Source organism: Streptomyces sp. NPDC025793, from assembly GCF_055558375.1.
In genome coordinates, this window is record NZ_JBVHMR010000001.1 from 596,684 (window position 1) to 617,956 (window position 21,273).

18 protein-coding genes and 1 pseudogene are annotated in these 21,273 nt (G+C 70.5%); 13 read left to right on the forward strand and 6 right to left on the reverse strand.

Going from position 1 to position 21,273, the window contains the following annotated elements:
- Nucleotides 1–18: 18 nt before the first annotated feature.
- The 3 genes from ACZ4MF_RS02845 to ACZ4MF_RS02855 form a co-directional block, all read right to left on the reverse strand.
- Nucleotides 19–903, reverse strand: a complete 885-nt coding sequence (locus tag ACZ4MF_RS02845) for an ABC transporter substrate-binding protein (RefSeq protein ID WP_467489155.1) — start codon at nt 901–903, stop codon at nt 19–21.
- Nucleotides 904–1,300: 397 nt separating this feature from the next.
- Nucleotides 1,301–1,957, reverse strand: a complete 657-nt coding sequence (locus tag ACZ4MF_RS02850; RefSeq protein WP_467489157.1) for an MBL fold metallo-hydrolase — start codon at nt 1,955–1,957, stop codon at nt 1,301–1,303.
- Nucleotides 1,958–2,003: 46 nt separating this feature from the next.
- A complete protein-coding gene (locus ACZ4MF_RS02855) occupies nt 2,004–2,690 on the reverse strand; it encodes a maleylpyruvate isomerase family mycothiol-dependent enzyme (RefSeq protein ID WP_467489159.1) in 687 nt (228 codons plus the stop codon).
- A gap of 224 nt (nt 2,691–2,914) precedes the next feature.
- Here ACZ4MF_RS02855 and uvrA point away from each other — a divergent pair, with 224 nt between their 5' ends.
- Nucleotides 2,915–5,941: an excinuclease ABC subunit UvrA gene (uvrA, locus tag ACZ4MF_RS02860; protein WP_467489161.1), complete on the forward strand. Its 3,027-nt coding sequence runs from the start codon at nt 2,915–2,917 to the stop codon at nt 5,939–5,941.
- Nucleotides 5,942–6,113: 172 nt separating this feature from the next.
- On the opposite strand, the gene ACZ4MF_RS02865 is transcribed toward uvrA, so the two are convergent.
- Together ACZ4MF_RS02865 and ACZ4MF_RS02870 are read right to left on the reverse strand one after the other, a co-directional pair.
- Nucleotides 6,114–7,025, reverse strand: coding sequence for a carbohydrate kinase family protein (locus tag ACZ4MF_RS02865; protein ID WP_467489163.1), 912 nt, complete (start codon nt 7,023–7,025; stop codon nt 6,114–6,116).
- Nucleotides 7,022–8,152: a LacI family DNA-binding transcriptional regulator gene (locus ACZ4MF_RS02870; RefSeq protein ID WP_467489165.1), complete on the reverse strand. Its 1,131-nt coding sequence runs from the start codon at nt 8,150–8,152 to the stop codon at nt 7,022–7,024. The genes ACZ4MF_RS02865 and ACZ4MF_RS02870 overlap by 4 nt, the downstream gene beginning before the upstream one ends.
- A 302-nt stretch (nt 8,153–8,454) precedes the next feature.
- On the opposite strand from ACZ4MF_RS02870, the gene ACZ4MF_RS02875 reads away from it, so the two are divergent.
- Nucleotides 8,455–8,880 carry a Rieske (2Fe-2S) protein gene (locus tag ACZ4MF_RS02875; RefSeq protein ID WP_467489167.1) on the forward strand — a complete coding sequence of 142 codons (426 nt, stop codon included), beginning with the start codon at nt 8,455–8,457 and terminating at the stop codon, nt 8,878–8,880.
- A gap of 91 nt (nt 8,881–8,971) precedes the next feature.
- On the opposite strand, the gene ACZ4MF_RS02880 is transcribed toward ACZ4MF_RS02875, so the two are convergent.
- Nucleotides 8,972–9,919: a hypothetical protein gene (locus tag ACZ4MF_RS02880; RefSeq protein WP_467489169.1), complete on the reverse strand. Its 948-nt coding sequence runs from the start codon at nt 9,917–9,919 to the stop codon at nt 8,972–8,974.
- Between the two features lie 373 nt (nt 9,920–10,292).
- On the opposite strand from ACZ4MF_RS02880, the gene ACZ4MF_RS02885 reads away from it, so the two are divergent.
- The 11 genes and pseudogenes from ACZ4MF_RS02885 (at nt 10,293) to ACZ4MF_RS02935 (ending at nt 21,228) form a co-directional block, all read left to right on the forward strand.
- The gene (locus tag ACZ4MF_RS02885; RefSeq protein ID WP_467489171.1) at nt 10,293–10,577 is read left to right on the forward strand and encodes a hypothetical protein; all 285 of its coding nucleotides are present in this window, start codon (nt 10,293–10,295) and stop codon (nt 10,575–10,577) included.
- 68 nt (nt 10,578–10,645) lie between these two features.
- The gene (uvrC, locus tag ACZ4MF_RS02890) at nt 10,646–12,730 is read left to right on the forward strand and encodes an excinuclease ABC subunit UvrC (RefSeq protein WP_467489173.1); all 2,085 of its coding nucleotides are present in this window, start codon (nt 10,646–10,648) and stop codon (nt 12,728–12,730) included.
- Entirely contained in the window at nt 12,727–13,746 is a 1,020-nt protein-coding gene (gene rapZ / locus ACZ4MF_RS02895) for an RNase adapter RapZ (RefSeq protein ID WP_467489175.1), read from the forward strand. Before uvrC ends, rapZ begins: the two co-directional genes overlap by 4 nt.
- On the forward strand, nt 13,743–14,810 hold the full coding sequence (locus tag ACZ4MF_RS02900; RefSeq protein WP_467489177.1) for a gluconeogenesis factor YvcK family protein: 1,068 nt from the start codon (nt 13,743–13,745) through the stop codon (nt 14,808–14,810). The genes rapZ and ACZ4MF_RS02900 overlap by 4 nt, the downstream gene beginning before the upstream one ends.
- Entirely contained in the window at nt 14,801–15,790 is a 990-nt protein-coding gene (whiA, locus tag ACZ4MF_RS02905) for a DNA-binding protein WhiA (RefSeq protein WP_356021315.1), read from the forward strand. Before ACZ4MF_RS02900 ends, whiA begins: the two co-directional genes overlap by 10 nt.
- Before the next feature lie 200 nt (nt 15,791–15,990).
- A pseudogene (locus ACZ4MF_RS02910) lies at nt 15,991–16,444 on the forward strand (hypothetical protein); the annotation flags it as partial.
- 726 nt (nt 16,445–17,170) lie between these two features.
- A complete protein-coding gene (gene gap, locus ACZ4MF_RS02915) occupies nt 17,171–18,178 on the forward strand; it encodes a type I glyceraldehyde-3-phosphate dehydrogenase (protein ID WP_467489179.1) in 1,008 nt (335 codons plus the stop codon).
- 133 nt (nt 18,179–18,311) lie between these two features.
- Nucleotides 18,312–19,523 (forward strand): phosphoglycerate kinase, encoded by a 1,212-nt coding sequence (locus tag ACZ4MF_RS02920; RefSeq protein ID WP_467489181.1) that lies wholly within the window; start codon nt 18,312–18,314, stop codon nt 19,521–19,523.
- A 6-nt stretch (nt 19,524–19,529) separates the two neighbouring features.
- A complete protein-coding gene (gene tpiA, locus ACZ4MF_RS02925) occupies nt 19,530–20,306 on the forward strand; it encodes a triose-phosphate isomerase (protein WP_467489183.1) in 777 nt (258 codons plus the stop codon).
- Nucleotides 20,307–20,428: 122 nt separating this feature from the next.
- Complete coding sequence (gene secG, locus ACZ4MF_RS02930) at nt 20,429–20,665, forward strand: preprotein translocase subunit SecG (RefSeq protein WP_356021321.1); 237 nt, start codon at nt 20,429–20,431, stop codon at nt 20,663–20,665.
- A 227-nt stretch (nt 20,666–20,892) separates the two neighbouring features.
- Complete coding sequence (locus ACZ4MF_RS02935; protein ID WP_003976875.1) at nt 20,893–21,228, forward strand: RNA polymerase-binding protein RbpA; 336 nt, start codon at nt 20,893–20,895, stop codon at nt 21,226–21,228.
- The last annotated feature ends 45 nt before the right edge of the window (nt 21,229–21,273 follow it).

Sequence of the window (21,273 nt, forward strand, 5' to 3'; positions counted from 1 at the left end):
GCTCGCCTTTGGTGACCGTCACTTGAGCACCGGCGCGTCGACGGCGTCCGAGAGCCACTGCTTCTCGAGCCGGGCCAGTGTGCCGTCCTTGCGCAGGGCGTCGACGGCGCCGCTCACGCACGGGGTCAGCGCACTGCCCTTGTCCAGCACCAGCCCGAACTGCTCGGGCGTGCCGCCCTGGTTCTCGAACTGGCCGACGACCTTCGCGTCCGTCACCTCGGCCGAGGTGATGTAGAACGCGGTCGGCAGGTCGACCACGATGGCGTCCACCTGGCCGTTCTTCAACGCGGACTTGGCCTGGTCGTTCTTGGCGAACGCGGCCGCCTCCTGCTTCGGCTTCACCACGTCGGTGATGTAGTCCAGGCTCGTGGTGCCCACCTGGGCGCCCAGCTTGAGGCCCTTCAGATCCGCGATGCTCGCCGCCTTGGCCGCCTTGCTGCCCTTCAGCGCGATCACCGCCTGGCGCACGTCGTAGTAGCCGGAGGAGAAGTCCACGGCCTTCTTGCGCTCGTCGCTGATCGACACCTGGTTGATGTCGAAGTCGAAGGTCTTCACGCCGGGCGCGAACGCCTTGTTGAACGGCACGCTCTGCCACACGACCGCGTTCTTGCCGTATCCGAGCTGTTTGGCCACGGCATAGGCGACCGAGGACTCGAAGCCCTTGCCGTCGGCGGGCTTGTCGTCCTGGAACCAGGGCTCGTACGCCGGTTCGTCCGTCGCGATCGTGAGCTTTCCGGACGTCCTGGTGGCCAACTTGCCCGGGGCGCAGCTCTTCGCGGCCGATCCGGACGCAGGGGGCGACGCCTTCCCGTCGGGCTGCGGAGCACAGCCGACAGCGGTGGCGAGCAGGGCTACGGTGGCGGCGGCCACCGCGTGGCGCAGGGTGCGAGGGGCAGGATGCATGGCGGGAGATTGGCAGCGAACCCGGCGTTTGTCCAGGTCACAGCGGTAACTGTCCGCATGGTGGGAACGGGTGTTGCGGCTGCGTGAACAGCTTCCGTGAACCTCGCCGCGTGTGTGCCGCGGGCCTGGGCCGCCGGTCGAGGGGCGGGGTGGGAAGACCGGCGGCCCTTCCCGCACAGGAGCCGTCGGCCTGCGCGGTACTGCCACCAGTTGACCGCATGGCGGCGTCGCCCGGGAGCGTGCGCAGGGATCCGGCACGTGTGAAGCGTTCACACGGGGTGCGCGCAGGAGAAAGCGCGCCGGGCGCATGCGAGAGACGTGCGCGCCCGGCGCGCGAACTCCGTGCCATGGAGCGCGCGATGGACCGTGGCGCGCTCGGTCTCCAGGATGCCGCGCTTCACCACCCGCGCGCGTGCCACTCCGGCAACTGCGGCCGCTCCGCGCCCAGCGTGGTGTCCTTGCCGTGCCCGGGGTACACCCAGGTCTCGTCGGGCAGCACGTCGAAGATCTTCGTCTCCACGTCGCGGATGAGGCTGGCGAACGCCCCCGCGTCCTTGAACGTGTTGCCGACCCCGCCTGGGAAGAGGCAGTCGCCGGTGAAGACGTGCGGGTGGCCGTGCGGGTCGTCGTAGACCAGGGCGATCGAACCCGGGGTGTGCCCGACCAGGTGCCGCGCGGTGAGTTCCACGTTGCCCACCTTGATGACATCGCCGTCGTCCACGAGCACGTCCGTGGGCACCGGGATGCCGGAAGCGTCCTCGCGGCCCGCGTACGTACGCGCGCCCGTGGCCGCGACGACCGCGGCCAGCGCCTGCCAGTGATCGCCGTGCCGATGGGTGGTGACGACGGACGCGATGCCGTCGTCACCGATCATGCCCAGGAGCGTCTCCGCCTCGTTGGCGGCGTCGATCAGAAGCTGCTCGTCGGTGGCGCGGCAGCGCAGCAGATAGGCGTTGTTGTCCATCGGGCCGACCGCGATCTTCGTGATCATCAGGTCTTTCAGCTCGTGCACGTCCGCCGGTCCGCCGACCTTGACCTCTCCGGTGTACGTCATGGCGATCAGCCTATAGCGGGGGCGGGGCCCGCGGACCGTCGTCGGCCTACAGGGGAGGCAGCTTGGGCAGCGTGCCGTCCGTGGTCAGACCGGAACCGTCGCGCCGTCCGGCGAGCCAGCCCAGCAGGTCGGCGGGCGTGCCCTCGGCCGCGACCGGTACGCCGTCGGCGCCGCCGCCCGTGGTCCAGTTCCGGCCGTCCCCGGAGGACAGACCGGTCGACGGGACCTCCTTGTGCCCGGCGAAGCGCCGGGCCAGGAAGTCGATCTCCCGCTCGGTGAACTCCGCCGGGAGATCCTCCAGCTCGTACCCGATCCCGAGATCCGCGTGGTGCAGCTCCACCTCGGCCCACCGGCGGAACGGCACCCGGGACGCGGAGTCGGTGACCCCGTTGCGCAGCTCGACGGTGCGCGACCAGTCCGCCGGCGCGTCCCCCAGCGCCTGGAGGCGAGCCGCGCTCTCGCGCAGGTCGGTGAGCTGGACGTCGAGGGGGCGCGGGGCGTCGCGTTCGATGTCGGCGTCGCGCACCTCGGCGCTCGCGTACATGGGCCGGCCTTCGAGAACGTTCACGAGCGCGTCCGCGTTGCGGGAGAGGTGGGCGAGGACGTGCCCGCGGCTCCAGCCCGGAAGCCGTGACGGCTCGGCGAGCGAAGCGTTGTCCAGTTTGGCGACCGCGGTGAGGAGCCGTTCGGTCGCGTCACGTACACATGCCAGGTCATGAGCGTGATCGGTCATGGACCTGACCCTAGCCCCACCACACCTTTGGGTGAAGGTGGTGAAGCTCGTCCGCGAATCGAAAGCACGTGCTATATCGTCGAGAGCGGCGTCGGGCATGCTGGATGGCCGGGGGTTGTTATGCAACCGGGCAATCCGACCGGCGTTGTCAGTGGCTCCCCCTAGTCTGAAGAAGCACGGGGGCCCCGCCCCTGTCACTTCTCTCAAGAAAGGTGCGGACCGGCGTGGCCGACCGTCTCATCGTCCGTGGCGCGCGCGAGCACAACCTCAAGAATGTCTCGCTCGACCTGCCTCGCGACTCGCTCATCGTCTTCACGGGCCTGTCCGGGTCGGGCAAGTCCTCCCTGGCCTTCGACACGATCTTCGCGGAGGGCCAGCGCCGCTACGTGGAGTCGCTCTCCTCGTACGCCCGGCAGTTCCTCGGCCAGATGGACAAGCCGGACGTCGACTTCATCGAGGGCCTCTCCCCGGCGGTCTCCATCGACCAGAAGTCGACCTCGCGCAACCCGCGCTCGACGGTCGGCACCATCACCGAGGTCTACGACTACCTGCGTCTGCTCTTCGCACGCATCGGCAAGCCGCACTGTCCCGAGTGCGGCCGCCCGATCTCGCGCCAGTCGCCCCAAGCCATCGTGGACAAGGTCCTGGAGCTGCCGGAGGGGAGCCGCTTCCAGGTGCTCTCGCCGCTCGTGCGCGAGCGCAAGGGCGAGTTCGTCGACCTCTTCGCCGACCTCCAGACCAAGGGCTACTCCCGCGCGCGCGTGGACGGCGAGACGATCCAGCTCTCCGACCCACCGGCGCTGAAGAAGCAGGAGAAGCACACCATCGAGGTGGTCGTCGACCGCCTCACGGTCAAGGACTCCGCCAAGCGCCGCCTCACCGACTCCGTGGAGACCGCCCTCGGGCTGTCCGGCGGCATGATCGTGCTCGACTTCGTCGACCTCCCCGAGGACGACCCCGAGCGTGAGCGCATGTACTCGGAGCACCTCTACTGCCCGTACGACGGCCTGTCCTTCGAAGAGCTGGAGCCCCGCTCCTTCTCCTTCAACTCGCCCTTCGGTGCCTGCCCCGAGTGCACCGGTATCGGCACGCGCATGGAGGTCGACCCGGAGCTGCTCGTCCCGGACCCGGACAAGTCCCTGGACGAGGGCGCCATCCACCCCTGGTCGCACGGGCACACCAAGGACTACTTCGGCCGGCTGATCGGCGCCCTCGCCGACGCGCTCGGCTTCCGCACGGACATCCCCTTCGCGGGCCTGCCCCAGCGCGCCAAGAAGGCCCTGCTCCACGGCCACAAGACCCAGATCGAGGTGCGGTACCGCAACAGGTACGGCCGCGAGCGCGTGTACACCACCCCCTTCGAGGGAGCGGTGCCGTTCGTCAAGCGCCGGCACAGCGAGGCCGAGAGCGACGCCAGCCGCGAGCGCTTCGAGGGCTACATGCGCGAGGTGCCCTGCCCCACCTGCGAGGGCACGCGCCTGAAGCCGATCGTCCTCGCGGTCACGATCATGGACAAGTCGATCGCGGAAGTCTCCGCGATGTCGATCAGCGACTGCGCGGACTTCCTGGGCCGGCTGACGCTGAACGCCCGCGACAAGAAGATCGCCGAGCGGGTGCTGAAGGAGGTCAACGAGCGGCTGCGCTTCCTGGTCGACGTCGGCCTCGACTACCTCTCCCTCAACCGCGCGGCCGGCACGCTCTCCGGCGGCGAGGCCCAGCGCATCCGCCTGGCCACCCAGATCGGCTCCGGCCTCGTCGGCGTGCTCTACGTCCTCGACGAGCCGTCCATCGGTCTGCACCAGCGGGACAACCACCGGCTGATCGAGACCCTGGTCCGGTTGCGCGACATGGGCAACACGCTCATCGTGGTGGAGCACGACGAGGACACCATCAAGGTCGCCGACTGGGTCGTGGACATCGGCCCCGGCGCCGGTGAGCACGGCGGCAAGGTCGTGCACAGCGGCTCTCTGAAGGAGCTGCTCGCCAACACCGAGTCGCAGACCGGCGCGTACCTGTCGGGCCGCAAGGCGATCCCCCTGCCCGACATCCGCCGTCCCCGCGACCCCTCCCGCCGGCTCACCGTGCACGGCGCCCGTGAGAACAACCTTCAGGACATCGACGTGTCCTTCCCCCTGGGCGTCTTCACGGCCGTCACGGGCGTGTCCGGCTCCGGCAAGTCGACGCTGGTCAACGACATCCTCTACACGCACCTGGCCCGCGAGCTGAACGGCGCGAGGAATGTCCCGGGACGGCACACGCGTGTGGACGGCGACGACCTCGTCGACAAGGTCGTGCACGTCGACCAGTCGCCGATCGGCCGCACCCCGCGGTCCAACCCGGCGACGTACACCGGCGTCTTCGACCACGTCCGCAAGCTGTTCGCCGAGACCACCGAGGCGAAGGTCCGCGGCTACCTGCCCGGACGATTCTCCTTCAACGTCAAGGGCGGCCGCTGCGAGAACTGCGCGGGCGACGGCACGATCAAGATCGAGATGAACTTCCTCCCGGACGTCTACGTCCCGTGCGAGGTCTGCCACGGCGCCCGGTACAACCGGGAGACCCTGGAGGTCCACTACAAGGGCAAGTCCATCGCCGACGTGCTGAACATGCCGATCGAGGAGGCCACCGACTTCTTCGAGGCGGTCCCGGCGATCTCCCGGCACCTGAGGACGCTGAAGGACGTCGGCCTCGGCTATGTCCGCCTCGGCCAGTCCGCCACGACCCTCTCCGGTGGTGAGGCCCAGCGGGTGAAGCTGGCCAGCGAGTTGCAGAAGCGCTCCACCGGACGCACGGTCTACGTCCTCGACGAGCCGACCACCGGCCTGCACTTCGAGGACATCAGCAAGCTGCTGAAGGTGCTCGGCGGCCTGGTCGACAAGGGCAACACGGTCATCGTCATCGAGCACAACCTCGACGTGATCAAGACCGCAGACTGGGTCGTGGACATGGGCCCGGAGGGCGGCGCCGGCGGTGGCCTTGTGGTCGCCGAGGGCACGCCCGAAGAGGTGGCCGGGGTACCAGCCAGCCACACCGGCAAGTTCCTGCGCGAGATTCTCGGTGCCGACCGCATCAGCGACGCGGAGCCGGTCAAGGCGTCCCGGAGCACCCCGGCCCGGAAGACGGCCGCGGCCAGGTCGACTGCGAAGAAGACGGTGACGGCGAAGGCCAACAACACGGCGACCAAGAAGGCCGCCGGGGCCGCCAAGAAGGCCCCTGCGGCGAAGAAGGCGACGCGAGCCCGCAAGGCCTGACGACACATCACCACATGGGCTGACGCAATACCAAAAAAACGGCGCCCCGCGGGAACTCCCCGCGGGGCGCCGTTCGTTCATCCATCAGCCAGCCCGGTTCTGCGGTGCAGCAGGTCTCCGCACACCACAGTCCCGGCCGCACCTTGTCAACAGCACAGAGAAGACGGGGCGTTCACCACTCACCCAGCTCGGCCGCATAAGGCGGCTCGGCCCCGGCCCGCGAGCAGGTGATCGCCGCCGCCCGTGCCGCGAAGCGCAGCAGCCGTGCCCAGCCCTGTGTCCCCAGGGCGGCGAGCGCTTCCGCGGACAACGCGTCCTGGGCGGAAAGCCCGTGCAGCAAGGCCGCGTTCACCGTGTCACCGGCGCCGATGGTGTCCACCACGGCGACCTTCTCACCCGGCACGGAGTGCTCCCCTCCGTCACGGGTGAACACGGTCAGCCCGTCCCCGCCCCGGGTCACCACGACGGCCGACGGTCCCGAGGCCAGCCACTCGCGCGGCGTGCCGCCCAGCCACGCCGCGTCCTCCGCGGACAGCTTCAGCAGCGTCACCGAGGGCAGCCAGCTCTTGAAACGTGCCCGGTAGGCGTCCGCGTCCGGGATCAGCCCCGCCCGGATGTTGGGATCGAGCGCGGTGAACAGCCCCTGCCCGGCCGCCGCGTGCATCAGCTCCTCATAGGCGCTCGCCCCCGGTTCCAGGACCAGCGAGCAGGTGCCGAACGACACCGCGCGCGTGCCGGCAGGCAGTGCGGCGGGCGCGGTGAACAGACGGTCGGCGGTGCCGTCGACATAGAAGGAGTACGCGGCGGAGCCGGTGGCGTCGAGCGTGGCCACCGCGAGGGTCGTCGGCTCCGGCCCGCGCTGGACGGCCGACACATCGACCTCCGCCCGTCGTAGCCCGTCGAGCAGCGCCGCACCGAAGGCGTCGTACGAGGCTCGCGAACAGAACGCGGTGCGGGAGCCGAGCCGGCCCAAGGCCACGGCGGTGTTGTACGGGCCGCCGCCGAGCGCCGGCTTCAGGTCCGCGAGGGCCCCGGGGCCCTGTGGTACCAGGTCGATCAGTGCCTCACCGGCGACGACGATCACGAGACGGTTCCCTTCTCGGACAGCGTGGATGGTTCGCGGTGCTCGGGTCTCCCGGCCGCGCCGGGCTGCTCCGGGCAGCCGCAGGACGTGCGATGCACGAACGTGCACGGCAGTCGCACCGTCCGGGCGGGACGCCGGGGCTCGCTCAGCCGGTCCAGGAGAACCCGCACGGCCTGCGTGCCCAGTTCTCTGCTGGGCTGGGCGACGGCGGTGAGCCGGGGCGAGAACAGGTCGGCCCAGGCGAAGTCGTCGAAGCAGCACAGGGCGAGGTCGTCCGGGACGGACCGGCCGAGCCGGCGCAGTGCGCGCAGCGCCCCGATGGTCATCGCGTTGTTGGCGGTGACGAGGGCCGTGGGCGGATCGGGCAGCGTGAGCAGGGCCACCGTCGCCTGCTCGGCACCGGCGGACTCCGAGTCGCCGGACACGAGGAGCCGCTCGTCAAGCGCCAGGCCGGCGGCGGCGAGGCCGTCCCGATAGCCGGCGACGCGCTCTTCGGTGGTGCTCAGCCCGGGCAGACCCGCGACCATGCCGATCCGCCGGTGGCCCAGGGCGGCGAGATGAGCGACGAGGCGGGAGGTCGGCCCGGCGCTCTCGGCACAGACCTGGTCGCACCACGACACGCCCCCGTCGGGGGACGCACCCTCGTCACCGCAGGCCGGGGTGCCGTCCAGCACGCGCGCGTCGATCACCCGGTCGAGGAACACGGTGGGGACGGCGTGGCGGCGGAGGTAGCCGACGAGGTCGTGCGGATGTGCGGAGGGGGCGACGATCATGCCGTCCACGCGGCGCTCATGGAGGAGCTGAGCGACCTTGCGTTCGTGCCCGGGGTCGTCGTGCGGGTCGGCGATGAGCAGGCTGTACCCCGCTTCCAGGGCGGCCGCCTCGACTCCCTGGAGGATCTCCGTGAAGTAGGGGTTGCTGACCGCCGACACGGCGAGCCCGATGGAGCGGGTACGGGAGGTCACCAGGGAGCGGGCCAGGGTGTTGGGCGTGTAGCCGAGGTTGTCGACGGCGTCCAGCACGGCCTGGCGGGTGTGCGGCAGCACCGGGCGCGTGCCGTTGAGGACGTGGGAGACGGTCGCCACGGAGACACCGGCGCTGCGAGCGACGTCCGCCATGGTGGCCATCGGCCTTTCCTCCCTGGGCCGACGAGGCCGGGCGTTCCCGGCCCCTGTTGCGGGGGCTCTGGCCGGGAACGTATCCCATCGACCGGCCCCGCGTAAACGCTTGCGCAAGCGTTTACGTCCTCCACGCGGGCAGCCCCGGCCCATCCCCCGCCCGGCTCCCCGTCCACTGGCCTGCCCCCGCCCACCGAGCGTTCCGCTCCAGGGCGCCCTCGCCGTCCCTCCGGGGAGCCACCCTGCCGCAGAACCTGCACCCTTGCCCGGGTATGGTCGCCCTGCCCAGCCCTTGATCCGTGGAGTTCCAGATGCCCGCCCGACCGTCCGCGAGCCGTCGTACCGTCCTTCGAGGGGCCGCTGTGGCCCCGGTCGCCGGGCTCGGCCTGGCCGCGTGCTCGGCGCCGGGCGGTGCCTCGGCGGCGGCCACCCCGACCGCGCCCGTCGACCTCGGTGCCGAGAGCGAGGTCGCCCAAGGCGCAGCCAAGCTCTACCGGGATCACAACGTGGTCGTCAGCCGTGACAGGAACGGCGCACTGAAGGCGTACAGCACGATCTGCACGCACGCGGGGTGTCCCATCGACAAGCTCCAGGGGACGACCTTGGTCTGCCCCTGCCACGGCAGCGAGTTCGACGCCACGACCGGCAAGGTGGTCCAGCAGCCGGCCACCGAGCCCCTCACCGAGCTGCCGGTGAAGACCACCAACGGCAGGATCGTCGCCGGGCCCGGCGCCTGACCGGAAGCCGACGCCGGCCGAGCCACCGTCCTGGCGGTCGCCAGTGGCCAACAGGCCTGCAACGGCCAACAGGCCTACGGCGTAGGGGACTTCACTCCCAGTCCCACGCGATGCCGATGATGCCCGGCCGGATCCGCGGCTCGACCACGTGGACGCAGTGGTGCGGTCCGGTGACCGGCAGTTCCTGTCGGCCGCTGCGGGGGGCCGCCGCCGAGGGCTGGGTGAAGCGGTGGCAGCGTGCCGGGAGTGCGGCCGTGTCGAAGCGCACCTGGAGTGCGTACTGGCCGCCGGGGGAGCAGAACCGGTGAAGATGTTCACGGGAGGTTCCGGCCGTGCCGTCCTCGATGCCGTACCGGAAGAGGAAGGTGTCGCCGGAGCGCAGCCGGGTGCCGAAGAGCAGCTCGGCCACCAGCAGGCCGGCGTCCTGGTCCCAGCGGACGCGTCCCGTGCGGCAGTTCTCCAGGGCCCGCACCCTGATGTCCGGCGGGCGGCAGCCGGGGTCGCCGTGGTGCACGGCGAGGAAGCGGTCGACGCCGTCGTGCTGGGCCCGCACGATGTGCTGGGCCTCGCGGCCCGCCAGTTCGCGCCGGGCGCCGATCCGGACGTATTCGTGATGGCCGAGGGTGTGCAGTCCGCCGTCGGCGGACCAGCCGAGACCGGCCCGGAGCCGGTCGAGGACGTCCGAGGCCTCGATCAGGGAGCGGTAGGAGCGGGCCCCGGGGCGGCCGGACACCCTGTGCTCGTGGGTGTCGGCGAGCAGCCGGATCAGCGATTCGTCCGGCAGGTGGAGGATCTCCTCCAGCGCGCGCACGGCCCGCAGTGACTCGGGGCGCTGCGGGCGGCGGGCGCCCTGCTGCCAGTAACTCAGGCTGGTCACACCGACCTTGACCCCGTGGCGGGACAGATGGTGCTGGACACGCTGGAGCGGCAGCCCGCGTGCGGCGATGGCGGCGCGCAGCGCCGCATGGAAGGGGCCGCCCCGAAGGACCATGTCCAGTTCCGTGGTGAGGACGTCCGCGTGCTCGGTGGCATGCCGCATGCCGAGGCGCCTTTCTATGAGGTGTCGCTACGGCTGGTCGGGCCGTCTGCGCTGGTGTGCGGGACCACCCCCGTGGGCGCTGTGAGCACCCCTGACTGCGCACGCCGCATCCCGTTGTGCGGGCGTGCCCGGCCCCGAGTTCCCCCGCATTGAAGCGTGTTGACCTGGCCCCGACAACACCTCGAACCCGCCATGGCCCCGCCCGGCCGGACCGCGGCGCGCCGCCGGAACCGTCGCACCCCCGGGCCGTGCCGGTGCCCGTCGCGCCATGGGAGGATCGACGCGTGGCGGAGACCTGGGCCTTCGCCGGTGACGACACCGCTGTGACGCCGGAAGAGGCGGTCGCCGGGCTGCGGCGTCGGATCGCAGCGGGGTGTCTCGAAGCCCGTTCACCGGTTCCGCCCGACGCCTGCTGAGCGTGCTGACCAACACCGAACGCGCGCTGGTGATGCTCCTCGAAGCGGACGGCGGTCCGGGCGGTCACGCGGTCACCCTCGGGGCCGCGGGCGTGAGCGGGGGCTTCCGGCTCGCGAACGGGCAGTGCGACACGTATCCCGACGAGGACACCGTGCCGCTCGACGAGGGGCTCAGGATCGTCCGGCAGGTGATCGGCACCGGTGCGTCCCCGGCCGACGTGGGACGGTGCCGGGACGGGTGAACGGCGCGGGCGCGGACGTTGTCCACAGGCCCGACGCGGTGTCGGCGCTCGCCAGTAGGGTGTGAGACATGGCCGACCCCTCCAGCTACCGCCCCAGGCCGGGTGAGATCCCGGACTCTCCGGGGGTGTACAGGTTCCGTGACGAGCACCGCCGGGTGATCTACGTCGGAAAGGCGAAAAGCCTGCGCCAGCGCCTGGCGAACTACTTCCAGGACCTGGCGAACCTGCACCCGCGCACCCGGACGATGGTGACCACCGCCGCGTCCGTGGAGTGGACCGTGGTGTCCACGGAAGTCGAGGCGCTCCAGCTGGAGTACTCCTGGATCAAGGAGTACGACCCCCGGTTCAACGTCAAGTACCGCGACGACAAGAGCTATCCGTACCTCGCGGTGACGATGAACGAGGAGTTCCCGCGTGTGCAGGTGATGCGCGGTCACAAGAAGAAGGGCGTGCGGTACTTCGGGCCCTACGGGCACGCGTGGGCCATCCGGGACACCGTCGACCTGCTGCTGCGCGTCTTCCCGGTGCGTACCTGCTCGGCCGGTGTCTTCAAGAACGCCGCCCGCACCGGCCGGCCGTGCCTGCTGGGCTACATCGGCAAGTGCTCGGCACCCTGTGTCGACCGGATCAGCCCCGAGGAGCACCGGGAGCTGGCCGAGGAGTTCTGCGACTTCATGGCGGGTCGCACGGGCACGTACCTCCGCCGCCTGGAGAAGCAGATGATGACGGCGGCCGAGGAGATGGAGTACGAGCGGGCCGCCCGGCTGCGCGACGACATCGAGGCCCTGAAGAAGGCCATGGAGAAGAGCGCGGTCGTGCTCGCCGACGCGACCGACGCCGACCTCATCGCCGTCGCGGAGGACGAGCTGGAGGCGGCCGTCCAGATCTTCCACGTGCGCGGGGGCCGGGTGCGCGGCCAGCGCGGCTGGGTGACCGACAAGGTCGAGGACGTCACCACCGCAGCCCTCGTCGAGCACGCGCTCCAGCAGCTGTACGGCGAGGAGACCGGGGACGCCGTCCCCAAGGAGGTCCTGGTCCCGGCGCTGCCCGAGCCCGTCGCACCGGTCCAGGAGTGGCTGGCCGGCCGCCGCGGCGCGAACGTGTCGCTGCGCATCCCGCAGCGTGGCGACAAGAAGGCGCTCATGGAGACCGTGCAGCGCAACGCCCAGCAGGCCCTGGCGCTGCACAAGACCAAGCGCGCCTCCGACCTGACCACACGCTCGCGTGCCCTGGAGGAGATCGCCGAGGCCCTCGACCTGGACAGCGCCCCGCTCCGGATCGAGTGCTACGACATCTCGCACCTCCAGGGGGACGACGTGGTCGCCTCCATGGTCGTCTTCGAGGACGGCCTCCAGCGCAAGAGCGAGTACCGCCGCTTCCAGATCAAGGGCTTCGCGGGCCAGGACGACGTCCGCTCCATGCACGAGGTGATCAGCCGGCGCTTCAGGCGCTACCTCGCCGAGAAGGAGAAGACGGGGGAGTGGTCCGACGGCGAGGAGGCCGCCGCCGACGGTTCCCTCCCCATCGGTGCGGACGAGATCACCGACTCCCTCAAGGACGACGACGGCCGGCCCAAGAAGTTCGCCTACCCGCCGCAGCTCGTCGTCGTCGACGGTGGCCAGCCGCAGGTCGCGGCGGCCCGGCGCGCCCTCGACGAGCTGGGGATCGACGACATCGCCGTCTGCGGCCTCGCCAAGCGCCTGGAGGAGGTCTGGGTGCCGGGCGAGGACGACCCGGTGGTCCTGCCGCGCACCAGCGAGGGCCTCTATCTCCTCCAGCGCGTGCGGGACGAGGCCCACCGCTTCGCGATCACCTACCAGCGCGTCAAACGGGCCAAGCGCTTCCGCGCCGGCCCCCTGGACGACGTGCCCGGCCTCGGCGAAACCCGCAAACAGGCGCTCATCAAGCATTTCGGCTCGGTGAAGAAGCTCCGGTCCGCCACAATCGAACAGATCCAGGAGGTGCCCGGGATAGGCCGGAAGACGGCCGAGACCATCGCCGCGGCCCTCGCCCAGGCGGCCCCGGCCGCACCCGCCGTGAACACGGCGACCGGAGAGATCATTGAAGACGAGGAACCCGACACGACGGGCGGTTCCTCGGGGGAGCCCGCGATCGCGGGTCTCCCGGACGAACGACGGGGGCAGGAGACATGACCGAGCACGAGACACACCCGACGCCCGAGCGAGATCGGGCGCACAACGAAGCGGGCCGGGACCGGCCACAGCCCGCGGCGGGCGATCAGCACGCGGTCCAGGAAAACGGAGCACAGGTGAGTACGGACGTCACGGCGGCCGCGGCCCCCGAAGCGGCCATCCCCGAACTGGTGATCATCTCCGGCATGTCCGGAGCGGGCCGGTCGACGGCCGCGAAATGTCTGGAGGACCTCGGCTGGTTCGTCGTGGACAACCTCCCGCCCGCCCTCATCCCCACCATGGTGGAGCTGGGTGCCCGCTCGCAGGGCAACGTGGCGCGGATCGCGGTCGTCGTGGACGTGCGCGGCCGGCGCTTCTTCGACAACCTCCGCGAGTCCCTCGCCGACCTGGACACCCGGGGCGTCACCCGGCGCATCGTGTTCCTGGAGTCCTCCGACGAGGCGCTGGTGCGCCGCTTCGAGTCGGTGCGCCGCCCGCATCCGCTCCAGGGCGACGGCCGCATCGTGGACGGCATCGCCGCCGAGCGAGAGCTGCTGCGAGAGCTGCGCGGGGACGCCGACCTGGTGATCGACACCTCCAGCCTCAACGTGCACGAGCTGCGCGCCAAGATGGACGCCCAGTTCGCCGGCGAGGAGGAGCCCGAGCTGCGGGCGACCGTCATGTCGTTCGGCTTCAAGTACGGTCTGCCGGTCGACGCCGACCTGGTCGCGGACATGCGGTTCCTGCCCAACCCGCACTGGGTCCCCGAACTGCGCCCGTACTCGGGCCTCAACGAGGAGGTCGCCGCCTACGTCTTCAACCAGCCCGGCGCCAAGGAGTTCCTCGACCGCTATGCCGAGCTGCTGCGCCTCATCGCGGCCGGCTACCGGCGCGAGGGCAAGCGGTATGTGACCATCGCCATCGGCTGTACCGGCGGCAAGCATCGCTCGGTGGCGATGTCGGAGAAGCTCGCCGCGCGCCTCGCGGCCGAGGGCGTGGAGACGGTGATCGTGCACCGGGACATGGGACGGGAATGACGGAACGTACACCGCGGCTGAGCAGACTGCGCCGGATGGTGCCCGAGTCGCGCACCGGCCGCCCGGCCGAGTCGCGCGGCGCCCGGCCCCGCCGCCGGGGCGCCCAGCCCAAGGTCGTCGCGCTCGGCGGCGGCATGGGCCTGTCCGCCTCGCTCGCCGCACTGCGCCGGATCACCGGCGACCTCACCGCCGTCGTCACCGTGGCCGACGACGGCGGCTCCAGCGGCCGGCTGCGTGACGAGCTGGGCGTGCTCCCGCCCGGCGATCTGCGCAAGGCGCTGGCCGCGCTCTGCGGTGACGACGACTGGGGCCAGACCTGGGCCCGGGTCATCCAGCACCGCTTCCAGTCCAAGGGCGACCTGCACGAGCACGCGGTCGGCAATCTGCTGATCGTCGCCCTGTGGGAGCAGCTCGGCGACCATGTGCAGGCCCTGGACCTGGTCGGCAAGCTGCTCGGCGCGCACGGCCGCGTGCTGCCCATGTCGGCCGTGCCGCTGGAGCTCCAGGCCCTCGTCAAGGGGCACGACCCGGAGCGCCCGGACGACGTGGACACCGTGCGCGGGCAGGCGACGGTCGCGCTCACGCCGGGGGAGGTTCAGTCGGTGCACGTCGTGCCGAACGACCCGCCGGCCGTGCCCGAGGCCGTGGCGGCGGTCCAGGACGCCGACTGGGTGGTGCTCGGCCCCGGTTCCTGGTTCTCCTCGGTGATCCCGCACCTGCTCGTCCCCGAGCTGCTGGACGCCCTCACCGAGACCAAGGCGCGCAAGGTGCTCTCCTTGAACCTCGCTCCGCAGCCGGGAGAAACCGAGGGCTTCTCTCCGCAGCGTCATTTGGAGGTTTTGGGGCGACACGCCCCTAAACTCGCCCTGGACGTGGTGCTGGCCGACGAGGCCGCCGTACCCGACCGCGACTCGCTCACCGAGGCCGCCAAGCGGCTGGGGGCCGCGGTCGAGCTGGCGCCCGTGGCCCGGACCGACGGTTCACCGCGGCACGACCCGGAGCTGTTGGCCGCCGCGTACGACCGTATTTTTCGGATGCATGGAAGGATCGGCCCATGGCGATGACGGCAGCGGTGAAGGACGAGATCTCCCGGCTCCCCGTCACCCGGACCTGTTGCAGGAAGGCGGAGGTCTCCGCCATTCTGCGGTTCGCCGGCGGCCTTCACCTGGTGAGCGGGCGCATCGTGATCGAGGCGGAGCTGGACACCGCGATGGCGGCTCGCCGCCTCAAGCGGGACATCCTGGAGATCTTCGGGCACAGCTCCGAGCTGATCGTGATGGCGCCTGGCGGACTGCGCCGCGGCTCGCGCTATGTCGTACGGGTCGTCGCGGGCGGTGACCAGCTGGCCCGCCAGACCGGTCTGGTCGACGGCCGGGGCCGCCCGATCCGGGGTCTGCCTCCGCAGGTGGTCTCCGGGGCCACCTGCGACGCGGAGGCGGCCTGGCGTGGGGCCTTCCTGGCGCACGGCTCGCTGACCGAGCCCGGCCGTTCCTCCTCCCTGGAGGTGACCTGCCCGGGTCCGGAGGCCGCGCTCGCGCTGGTCGGCGCCGCCCGCCGGCTGTCGATCGCCGCGAAGGCCCGTGAGGTGCGGGGCGTGGACCGGGTGGTCGTTCGCGACGGCGACGCGATCGGCGCGCTGCTGACCCGGCTCGGTGCGCACGAGTCGGTGCTGGCCTGGGAGGAGCGCCGGATGCGCCGCGAGGTGCGGGCCACGGCCAACCGGCTCGCCAACTTCGACGACGCCAACCTGCGCCGCTCGGCCCGCGCCGCCGTGGCAGCCGGGGCGCGGGTGCAGCGGGCCCTGGAGATTCTCGGCGAGGAGGTGCCCGAGCACCTCGCGGCCGCCGGCCGGCTGCGCATGGAGCACAAGCAGGCCTCGCTGGAGGAGCTGGGCGCGCTCGCCGACCCGCCGCTGACCAAGGACGCGGTCGCGGGCCGGATCCGCCGCCTGTTGGCGATGGCCGACAAGCGCGCCGCCGACCTGGGCATCCCGAGCACGGAGGCCAACCTCAGCGAGGAGCTGGCGGACAACCTGGCCGGCTGACCGGCGCACGCTCAACACGCCGGTGCCGGGCTCCAGTCGAGACCCCGGCACCGGCTTTCTCACACCCACCGACCCGCACGAAACCGCCCCTCGTGAAGTGCCATGACCCTGACGAGTTCGTTCGCCGTCATGGCGGGCCATCGCGGATCACCGTCGCCCCGGCGAAGGAGTCGGCAAGGAACGGGACGTCAACGGTGACGAAGTGGGGCTACGACGACGAGGGTTCGTCCCCGGACCCCGCAAGTGAGACCTGCCAGGGCGACGACCTCTACAAGGCGCTCGTCGCCACGCCCGGCGATCCAGTCATCCTCGGCGCGCTGTTCCCAGGTCTCCTCGGAGCTGTACACCACCGACGGCGAGGAGGACGGGCACCCCTCCGACGTCAACGGCGTCGCGATGTTCACAACGTCCGCTTCGCGCTCTCCGTCGCCGAGTCCGCCGTACACCCGGACCGGCCGTCCTCCGCGGGCGGTCCGAGCGCCGCCGACGTCGCCCCGGCCGCGTTCCCCACGTCGTACTCCCGGGGCGCGCGTCGACGGCGGCGAGGGCGATCTGTCCTTCGACGAGTACCGGGCCACAGTGCGGGACGGCGTTCCGGGCGACCGGGTCGAGGTGTGGTTCACGGGGGAGAGTGGCGACGGGCCGAATGTCTCCGGAGCGCACGGCCCCGGCAATGCCGTCGGCTCAGGCTTCACTCCTTGGAGTGGCGGTGGCGCATCCATGCGGGCAGCGATGCCACGTTCGCCTTCCCGGCGCGTGAGCCCCTGGAGGCACCACCCCGGCCGGCGTCCAACTGCCGCTGTAGCAGGGGGGATTGACCGTACCCCACACCCGCACCCGCACCCGCACCCGCATGCGCATGCGCCGGGCGCCCTGCGACGTCTCACCGGCGGCGCTGACACCGGTGAGGTCGATGGTGCGGGTGAGGCGCTTTGCCGGACCGCCCGTCGGCAGCCCGGCCGCGTGGAAGGAGCGGACGCGTACCGGGCGCTGTTCCGGACGTACGCGGCGGGGCTCGGGGGCGTGAGGGCCGCCACGTTGACAGATCTCGCCCGCCTTGTTCCAACAGGTGAGCGGGAGCCCTCTCAACGGTGCGCAAACGCGCCCCTCGTGGGTGCTGATCAAGTGAGCCGACCCGCTCACGAACGAGTGAAGTCGGAGTAAAAATTGCCCGGCATTTCATATCGAATACGGGCAAAACAACAGTCGATCCGAGGCGGTCCGTACCTCTACTGGCGGGTACGGAACGCCTGCCCGTGTATGGGGCATCTCGATGTCACCCCAGGGCTTCCAGAGAGGTAGGGTCGGTGGTGGTCGGGGACATCCCAAACAGAGCTCGCCGGCACCGCATGGCCGGCGTACCAACGAGGAGATCGGTTCGTGACGATCCGCGTAGGCATCAACGGCTTCGGCCGCATCGGTCGTAACTACTTCCGCGCGCTGCTGGAGCAGGGTGCCGACATCGAGGTTGTGGCTGTCAACGACCTGGGTGACACGGCGACCACCGCGCACCTGCTCAAGTACGACACGATCCTGGGCCGCCTCAAGGCAGAGGTCTCCCACACCGCCGACACCATCACCGTGGACGGCCACACCATCAAGGTGCTCTCCGAGCGCAACCCGGCCGACATCCCCTGGGGCGAGCTGGGCGTCGACATCGTCATCGAGTCGACCGGCATCTTCACCAAGAAGGAAGACGCCGCCAAGCACATCGCCGGCGGCGCGAAGAAGGTCCTCATCTCGGCCCCGGCCAAGGACGAGGACATCACCATCGTGATGGGCGTCAACCAGGACAAGTACGACCCGGCGAACCACCACGTCATCTCCAACGCCTCCTGCACCACCAACTGTGTGGCCCCGATGGCGAAGGTCCTCGACGAGAACTTCGGCATCGTCAAGGGTCTGATGACCACGGTGCACGCGTACACGAACGACCAGCGCATCCTGGACTTCCCGCACAAGGACCTGCGCCGCGCCCGTGCCGCCGCCGAGAACATCATCCCGACCACCACCGGTGCCGCCAAGGCCACCGCCCTGGTGCTCCCGCAGCTCAAGGGCAAGCTGGACGGCATCGCCATGCGCGTCCCGGTCCCGACCGGCTCGGTCACCGACCTGGTCGTCGAGCTCGGCCGCGAGGTCACCAAGGAAGAGGTCAACGCCGCCTTCCAGAAGGCCGCCGAGGGCGAGCTGAAGGGCCTCCTCGACTACACCGAGGACCCGATCGTCTCCTCCGACATCGTCAACGCCCCGGCGTCCTGCACCTTCGACTCCTCCCTGACCATGGTCCAGGAGGGCAAGAACGTGAAGGTCATCGGCTGGTACGACAACGAGTGGGGCTACTCCAACCGCCTCGTGGACCTCACGGTCTTCGTCGGCAGCCAGCTCTGATCGTCGAAGCACACCTTGAAGTGAGAGCAGGGCCCGGGCAGCGCAGGGACGCGCTGTCCGGGCCCTGTCCCACGCCCGGACAGCGTCCTTTTACGATCAGGTGCACCACGAGCCCTCCTTTGGAGTCCACTCAATGAAGACGATCGACGAACTTCTCGCCGCCGGCGTGAGCGGCAAGCGGGTCTTCGTCCGCGCCGACCTCAACGTGCCGCTGGACGGCGCGACCATCACCGACGACGGCCGTATCCGAGCCGTCCTGCCCACCATCAAGGCCCTTGCCGAGGCCGGCGCCAAGGTGGTCGTCGCCTCGCACCTGGGCCGGCCCAAGGGCGCACCGGACCCCGCCTTCTCGCTGCTGCCCGCCGCCGAACGCCTCGGCGAGCTGCTCGGCGCCCCGGTCGCCTTCGCCCAGGACACCGTCGGCCCCGCCGCCCACGACGCGGTCGACGGCCTCCAGCCCGGCCAGGTCGCGGTCATCGAGAACCTGCGCTTCAACCCCGGCGAGACGTCCAAGGACGACGCCGAGCGCGACGCCTTCGCGGACCAGCTGGCCGCCCTCGCCGACGTCTACGTCGGTGACGGCTTCGGTGCCGTGCACCGTAAGCACGCCTCGGTCTACGACCTGCCGAAGAAGCTGCCGCACCACGCCGGCTACCTCATCGCCACCGAGGTCGGCGTCCTGAAGAAGCTCACCGAGGACGTCAAGCGCCCCTACGTCGTCGCGCTCGGCGGCGCCAAGGTCTCCGACAAGCTCGCCGTCATCGACGAGCTCCTCGGCAAGGCCGACCGCCTGCTCATCGGCGGCGGCATGGCGTACACCTTCCTCAAGGCCAAGGGCCACGAGGTCGGCATCTCCCTCCTCCAGGAGGACCAGATCCCGGCCGTCACGGAGTACATGGAGCGCGCCGAGAAGAACGGCGTCGAGCTGGTGCTCCCCGTCGACGTCCTCGTCTCGCCGGAGTTCCCGGACCTGAAGACGAAGGCCCCGGCCAACCCCACCACCGTCGCCGCGGACGCCATCCCGGCCGACCAGGAGGGCCTGGACATCGGTCCGGAGACCCGCAAGCTCTACGCCTCGAAGCTCGCCGACGCCGCCACCGTCTTCTGGAACGGCCCCATGGGCGTCTTCGAGCACCCCGACTACGCCGAGGGCACCAGGGCGGTCGCCCAGGCCCTCGTCGAGTCCAAGGGCTTCACCGTCGTCGGCGGTGGTGACTCCGCCGCGGCCGTGCGTACGCTCGGCTTCGACGAGAACGCGTTCGGCCACATCTCGACCGGTGGCGGTGCCTCCCTCGAATACCTTGAGGGCAAGACGCTCCCCGGCCTCGCCGCACTGGAGGACTGACCCCGTATGACCACCCGCACGCCGCTGATGGCGGGCAACTGGAAGATGAACCTCAACCACCTGGAGGCCATCGCACACGTCCAGAAGCTCGCCTTCGCCCTGGCCGACAAGGACTACGAGGCCGTCGAGGTCGCCGTCCTGCCGCCCTTCACCGACCTGCGCTCCGTGCAGACTCTGGTCGACGGCGACAAGCTCAAGATCAAGTACGGTGCCCAGGACATCTCGCAGCACGACTCCGGTGCCTACACCGGCGAGATCTCCGGCCCGATGCTGTCCAAGCTGAAGTGCACGTACGTGGTCATCGGCCACTCCGAGCGCCGTCAGTACCACGACGAGACCGACGAGGTCGTCAACGCCAAGGTCAAGGCTGCCTACAAACACGGCCTCACCCCGATCCTGTGCGTCGGCGAGGAGCTGGACGTCCGCGAGGCGAGCAACCACGTCACCCACACCCTCGCCCAGCTGGAGGGCGGTCTGAAGGACGTCACGGCCGAGCAGGCCGAGACGATCGTGGTCGCCTACGAGCCCGTATGGGCCATCGGCACCGGCAAGGTCTGCGGCTCGCAGGACGCGCAGGAGGTCTGCGCCGCCGTCCGTGCCAAGCTCGCCGAGCTCTACTCGCAGGACGTGGCCGACAAGATCCGCATCCAGTACGGCGGTTCCGTGAAGTCGGGCAACGTCGCCGAGATCATGGCGCAGGCCGACATCGACGGCGCCCTGGTCGGCGGTGCCTCGCTGGACGCCGACGAGTTCGTCAAGATCGTGCGCTTCCGCGATCAGTGACACACACTGTGAGTAGGCGGTAGCGGCGATACGTCGTACCCTTGCGGGGGCACAGCCGGTGCGCTGTGCCCCCGTCGTCCCTCCGAAGTCGTCCATCCGTATCCGAGGAAGTTGGTCCAGCCGTGGTTTTGGGGTTCTCGATCGCCCTGATCGTCTTCAGCCTGCTGCTGATGCTGCTGGTGCTGATGCACAAGGGGAAGGGCGGCGGCCTCTCCGACATGTTCGGTGGCGGCATGCAGTCCTCCGTCGGCGGCTCCTCGGTCGCCGAGCGCAACCTCGACCGGATCACCATCGTGGTCGGCGTGTGCTGGTTCGCGTGCATCATCGTCCTCGGCATGCTGATGAAGTCGAACAGCTGACGCGTCCGTGCGCCCGCGCACAGCACACACATCACGCCTATTCGGCAGGTAAGGCCCCATGTTCGGTACGCGCTCCTGAGCGCGGCCTATCATGGGGCTTGCGTCTTGGTGTGGGGCTTGTAACTCCAATCACTGGACGCGCGTTGGGCCTTACGTAGACTGAGGCGCTTGCAGCGAAGCGGAACGCCGACTCGCTTCGCGGCACCATCACGCAGGGAGTTACGACCGTGGCAAGTGGCAACGCGATCCGAGGAAGCCGGGTCGGGGCGGGGCCGATGGGCGAGGCCGAGCGTGGCGAGTCCGCGCCCCGTCTGCGCATCTCCTTCTGGTGCTCCAACGGACACGAGACGCAGCCGAGCTTCGCCAGCGACGCTCAGGTTCCCGAGACTTGGGACTGCCCGCGCTGCGGCTTCCCCGCCGGCCAGGACCGGGACAATCCGCCGGACCCGCCGCGCACCGAGCCCTACAAGACGCACCTCGCCTATGTGCGGGAGCGGCGCAGCGACGCGGACGGCGAGGCGATCCTCGCCGAGGCGCTCGCCAAACTGCGGGGCGAGATCTAGGCATTGCGACCGGCCGGGCACCTGCGCTGGTGCCGGGGCGGAGCT

Coding starts and splice junctions, on each gene's coding strand:
- ACZ4MF_RS02875 (WP_467489167.1), top strand. CDS start 8,455: ATGCCCGCCCGACCGTCCGCGAGCCGTCGTACCGTCCTTCGAGGGGCC.
- ACZ4MF_RS02880 (WP_467489169.1), bottom strand. CDS start 9,919: ATGCGGCATGCCACCGAGCACGCGGACGTCCTCACCACGGAACTGGAC.
- whiA (WP_356021315.1), top strand. CDS start 14,801: ATGGCGATGACGGCAGCGGTGAAGGACGAGATCTCCCGGCTCCCCGTC.
- ACZ4MF_RS02850 (WP_467489157.1), bottom strand. CDS start 1,957: ATGACGTACACCGGAGAGGTCAAGGTCGGCGGACCGGCGGACGTGCAC.
- ACZ4MF_RS02920 (WP_467489181.1), top strand. CDS start 18,312: ATGAAGACGATCGACGAACTTCTCGCCGCCGGCGTGAGCGGCAAGCGG.
- ACZ4MF_RS02900 (WP_467489177.1), top strand. CDS start 13,743: ATGACGGAACGTACACCGCGGCTGAGCAGACTGCGCCGGATGGTGCCC.
- ACZ4MF_RS02845 (WP_467489155.1), bottom strand. CDS start 903: ATGCATCCTGCCCCTCGCACCCTGCGCCACGCGGTGGCCGCCGCCACC.
- tpiA (WP_467489183.1), top strand. CDS start 19,530: ATGACCACCCGCACGCCGCTGATGGCGGGCAACTGGAAGATGAACCTC.
- uvrC (WP_467489173.1), top strand. CDS start 10,646: ATGGCCGACCCCTCCAGCTACCGCCCCAGGCCGGGTGAGATCCCGGAC.
- ACZ4MF_RS02870 (WP_467489165.1), bottom strand. CDS start 8,152: ATGGCCACCATGGCGGACGTCGCTCGCAGCGCCGGTGTCTCCGTGGCG.
- ACZ4MF_RS02855 (WP_467489159.1), bottom strand. CDS start 2,690: ATGACCGATCACGCTCATGACCTGGCATGTGTACGTGACGCGACCGAA.
- rapZ (WP_467489175.1), top strand. CDS start 12,727: ATGACCGAGCACGAGACACACCCGACGCCCGAGCGAGATCGGGCGCAC.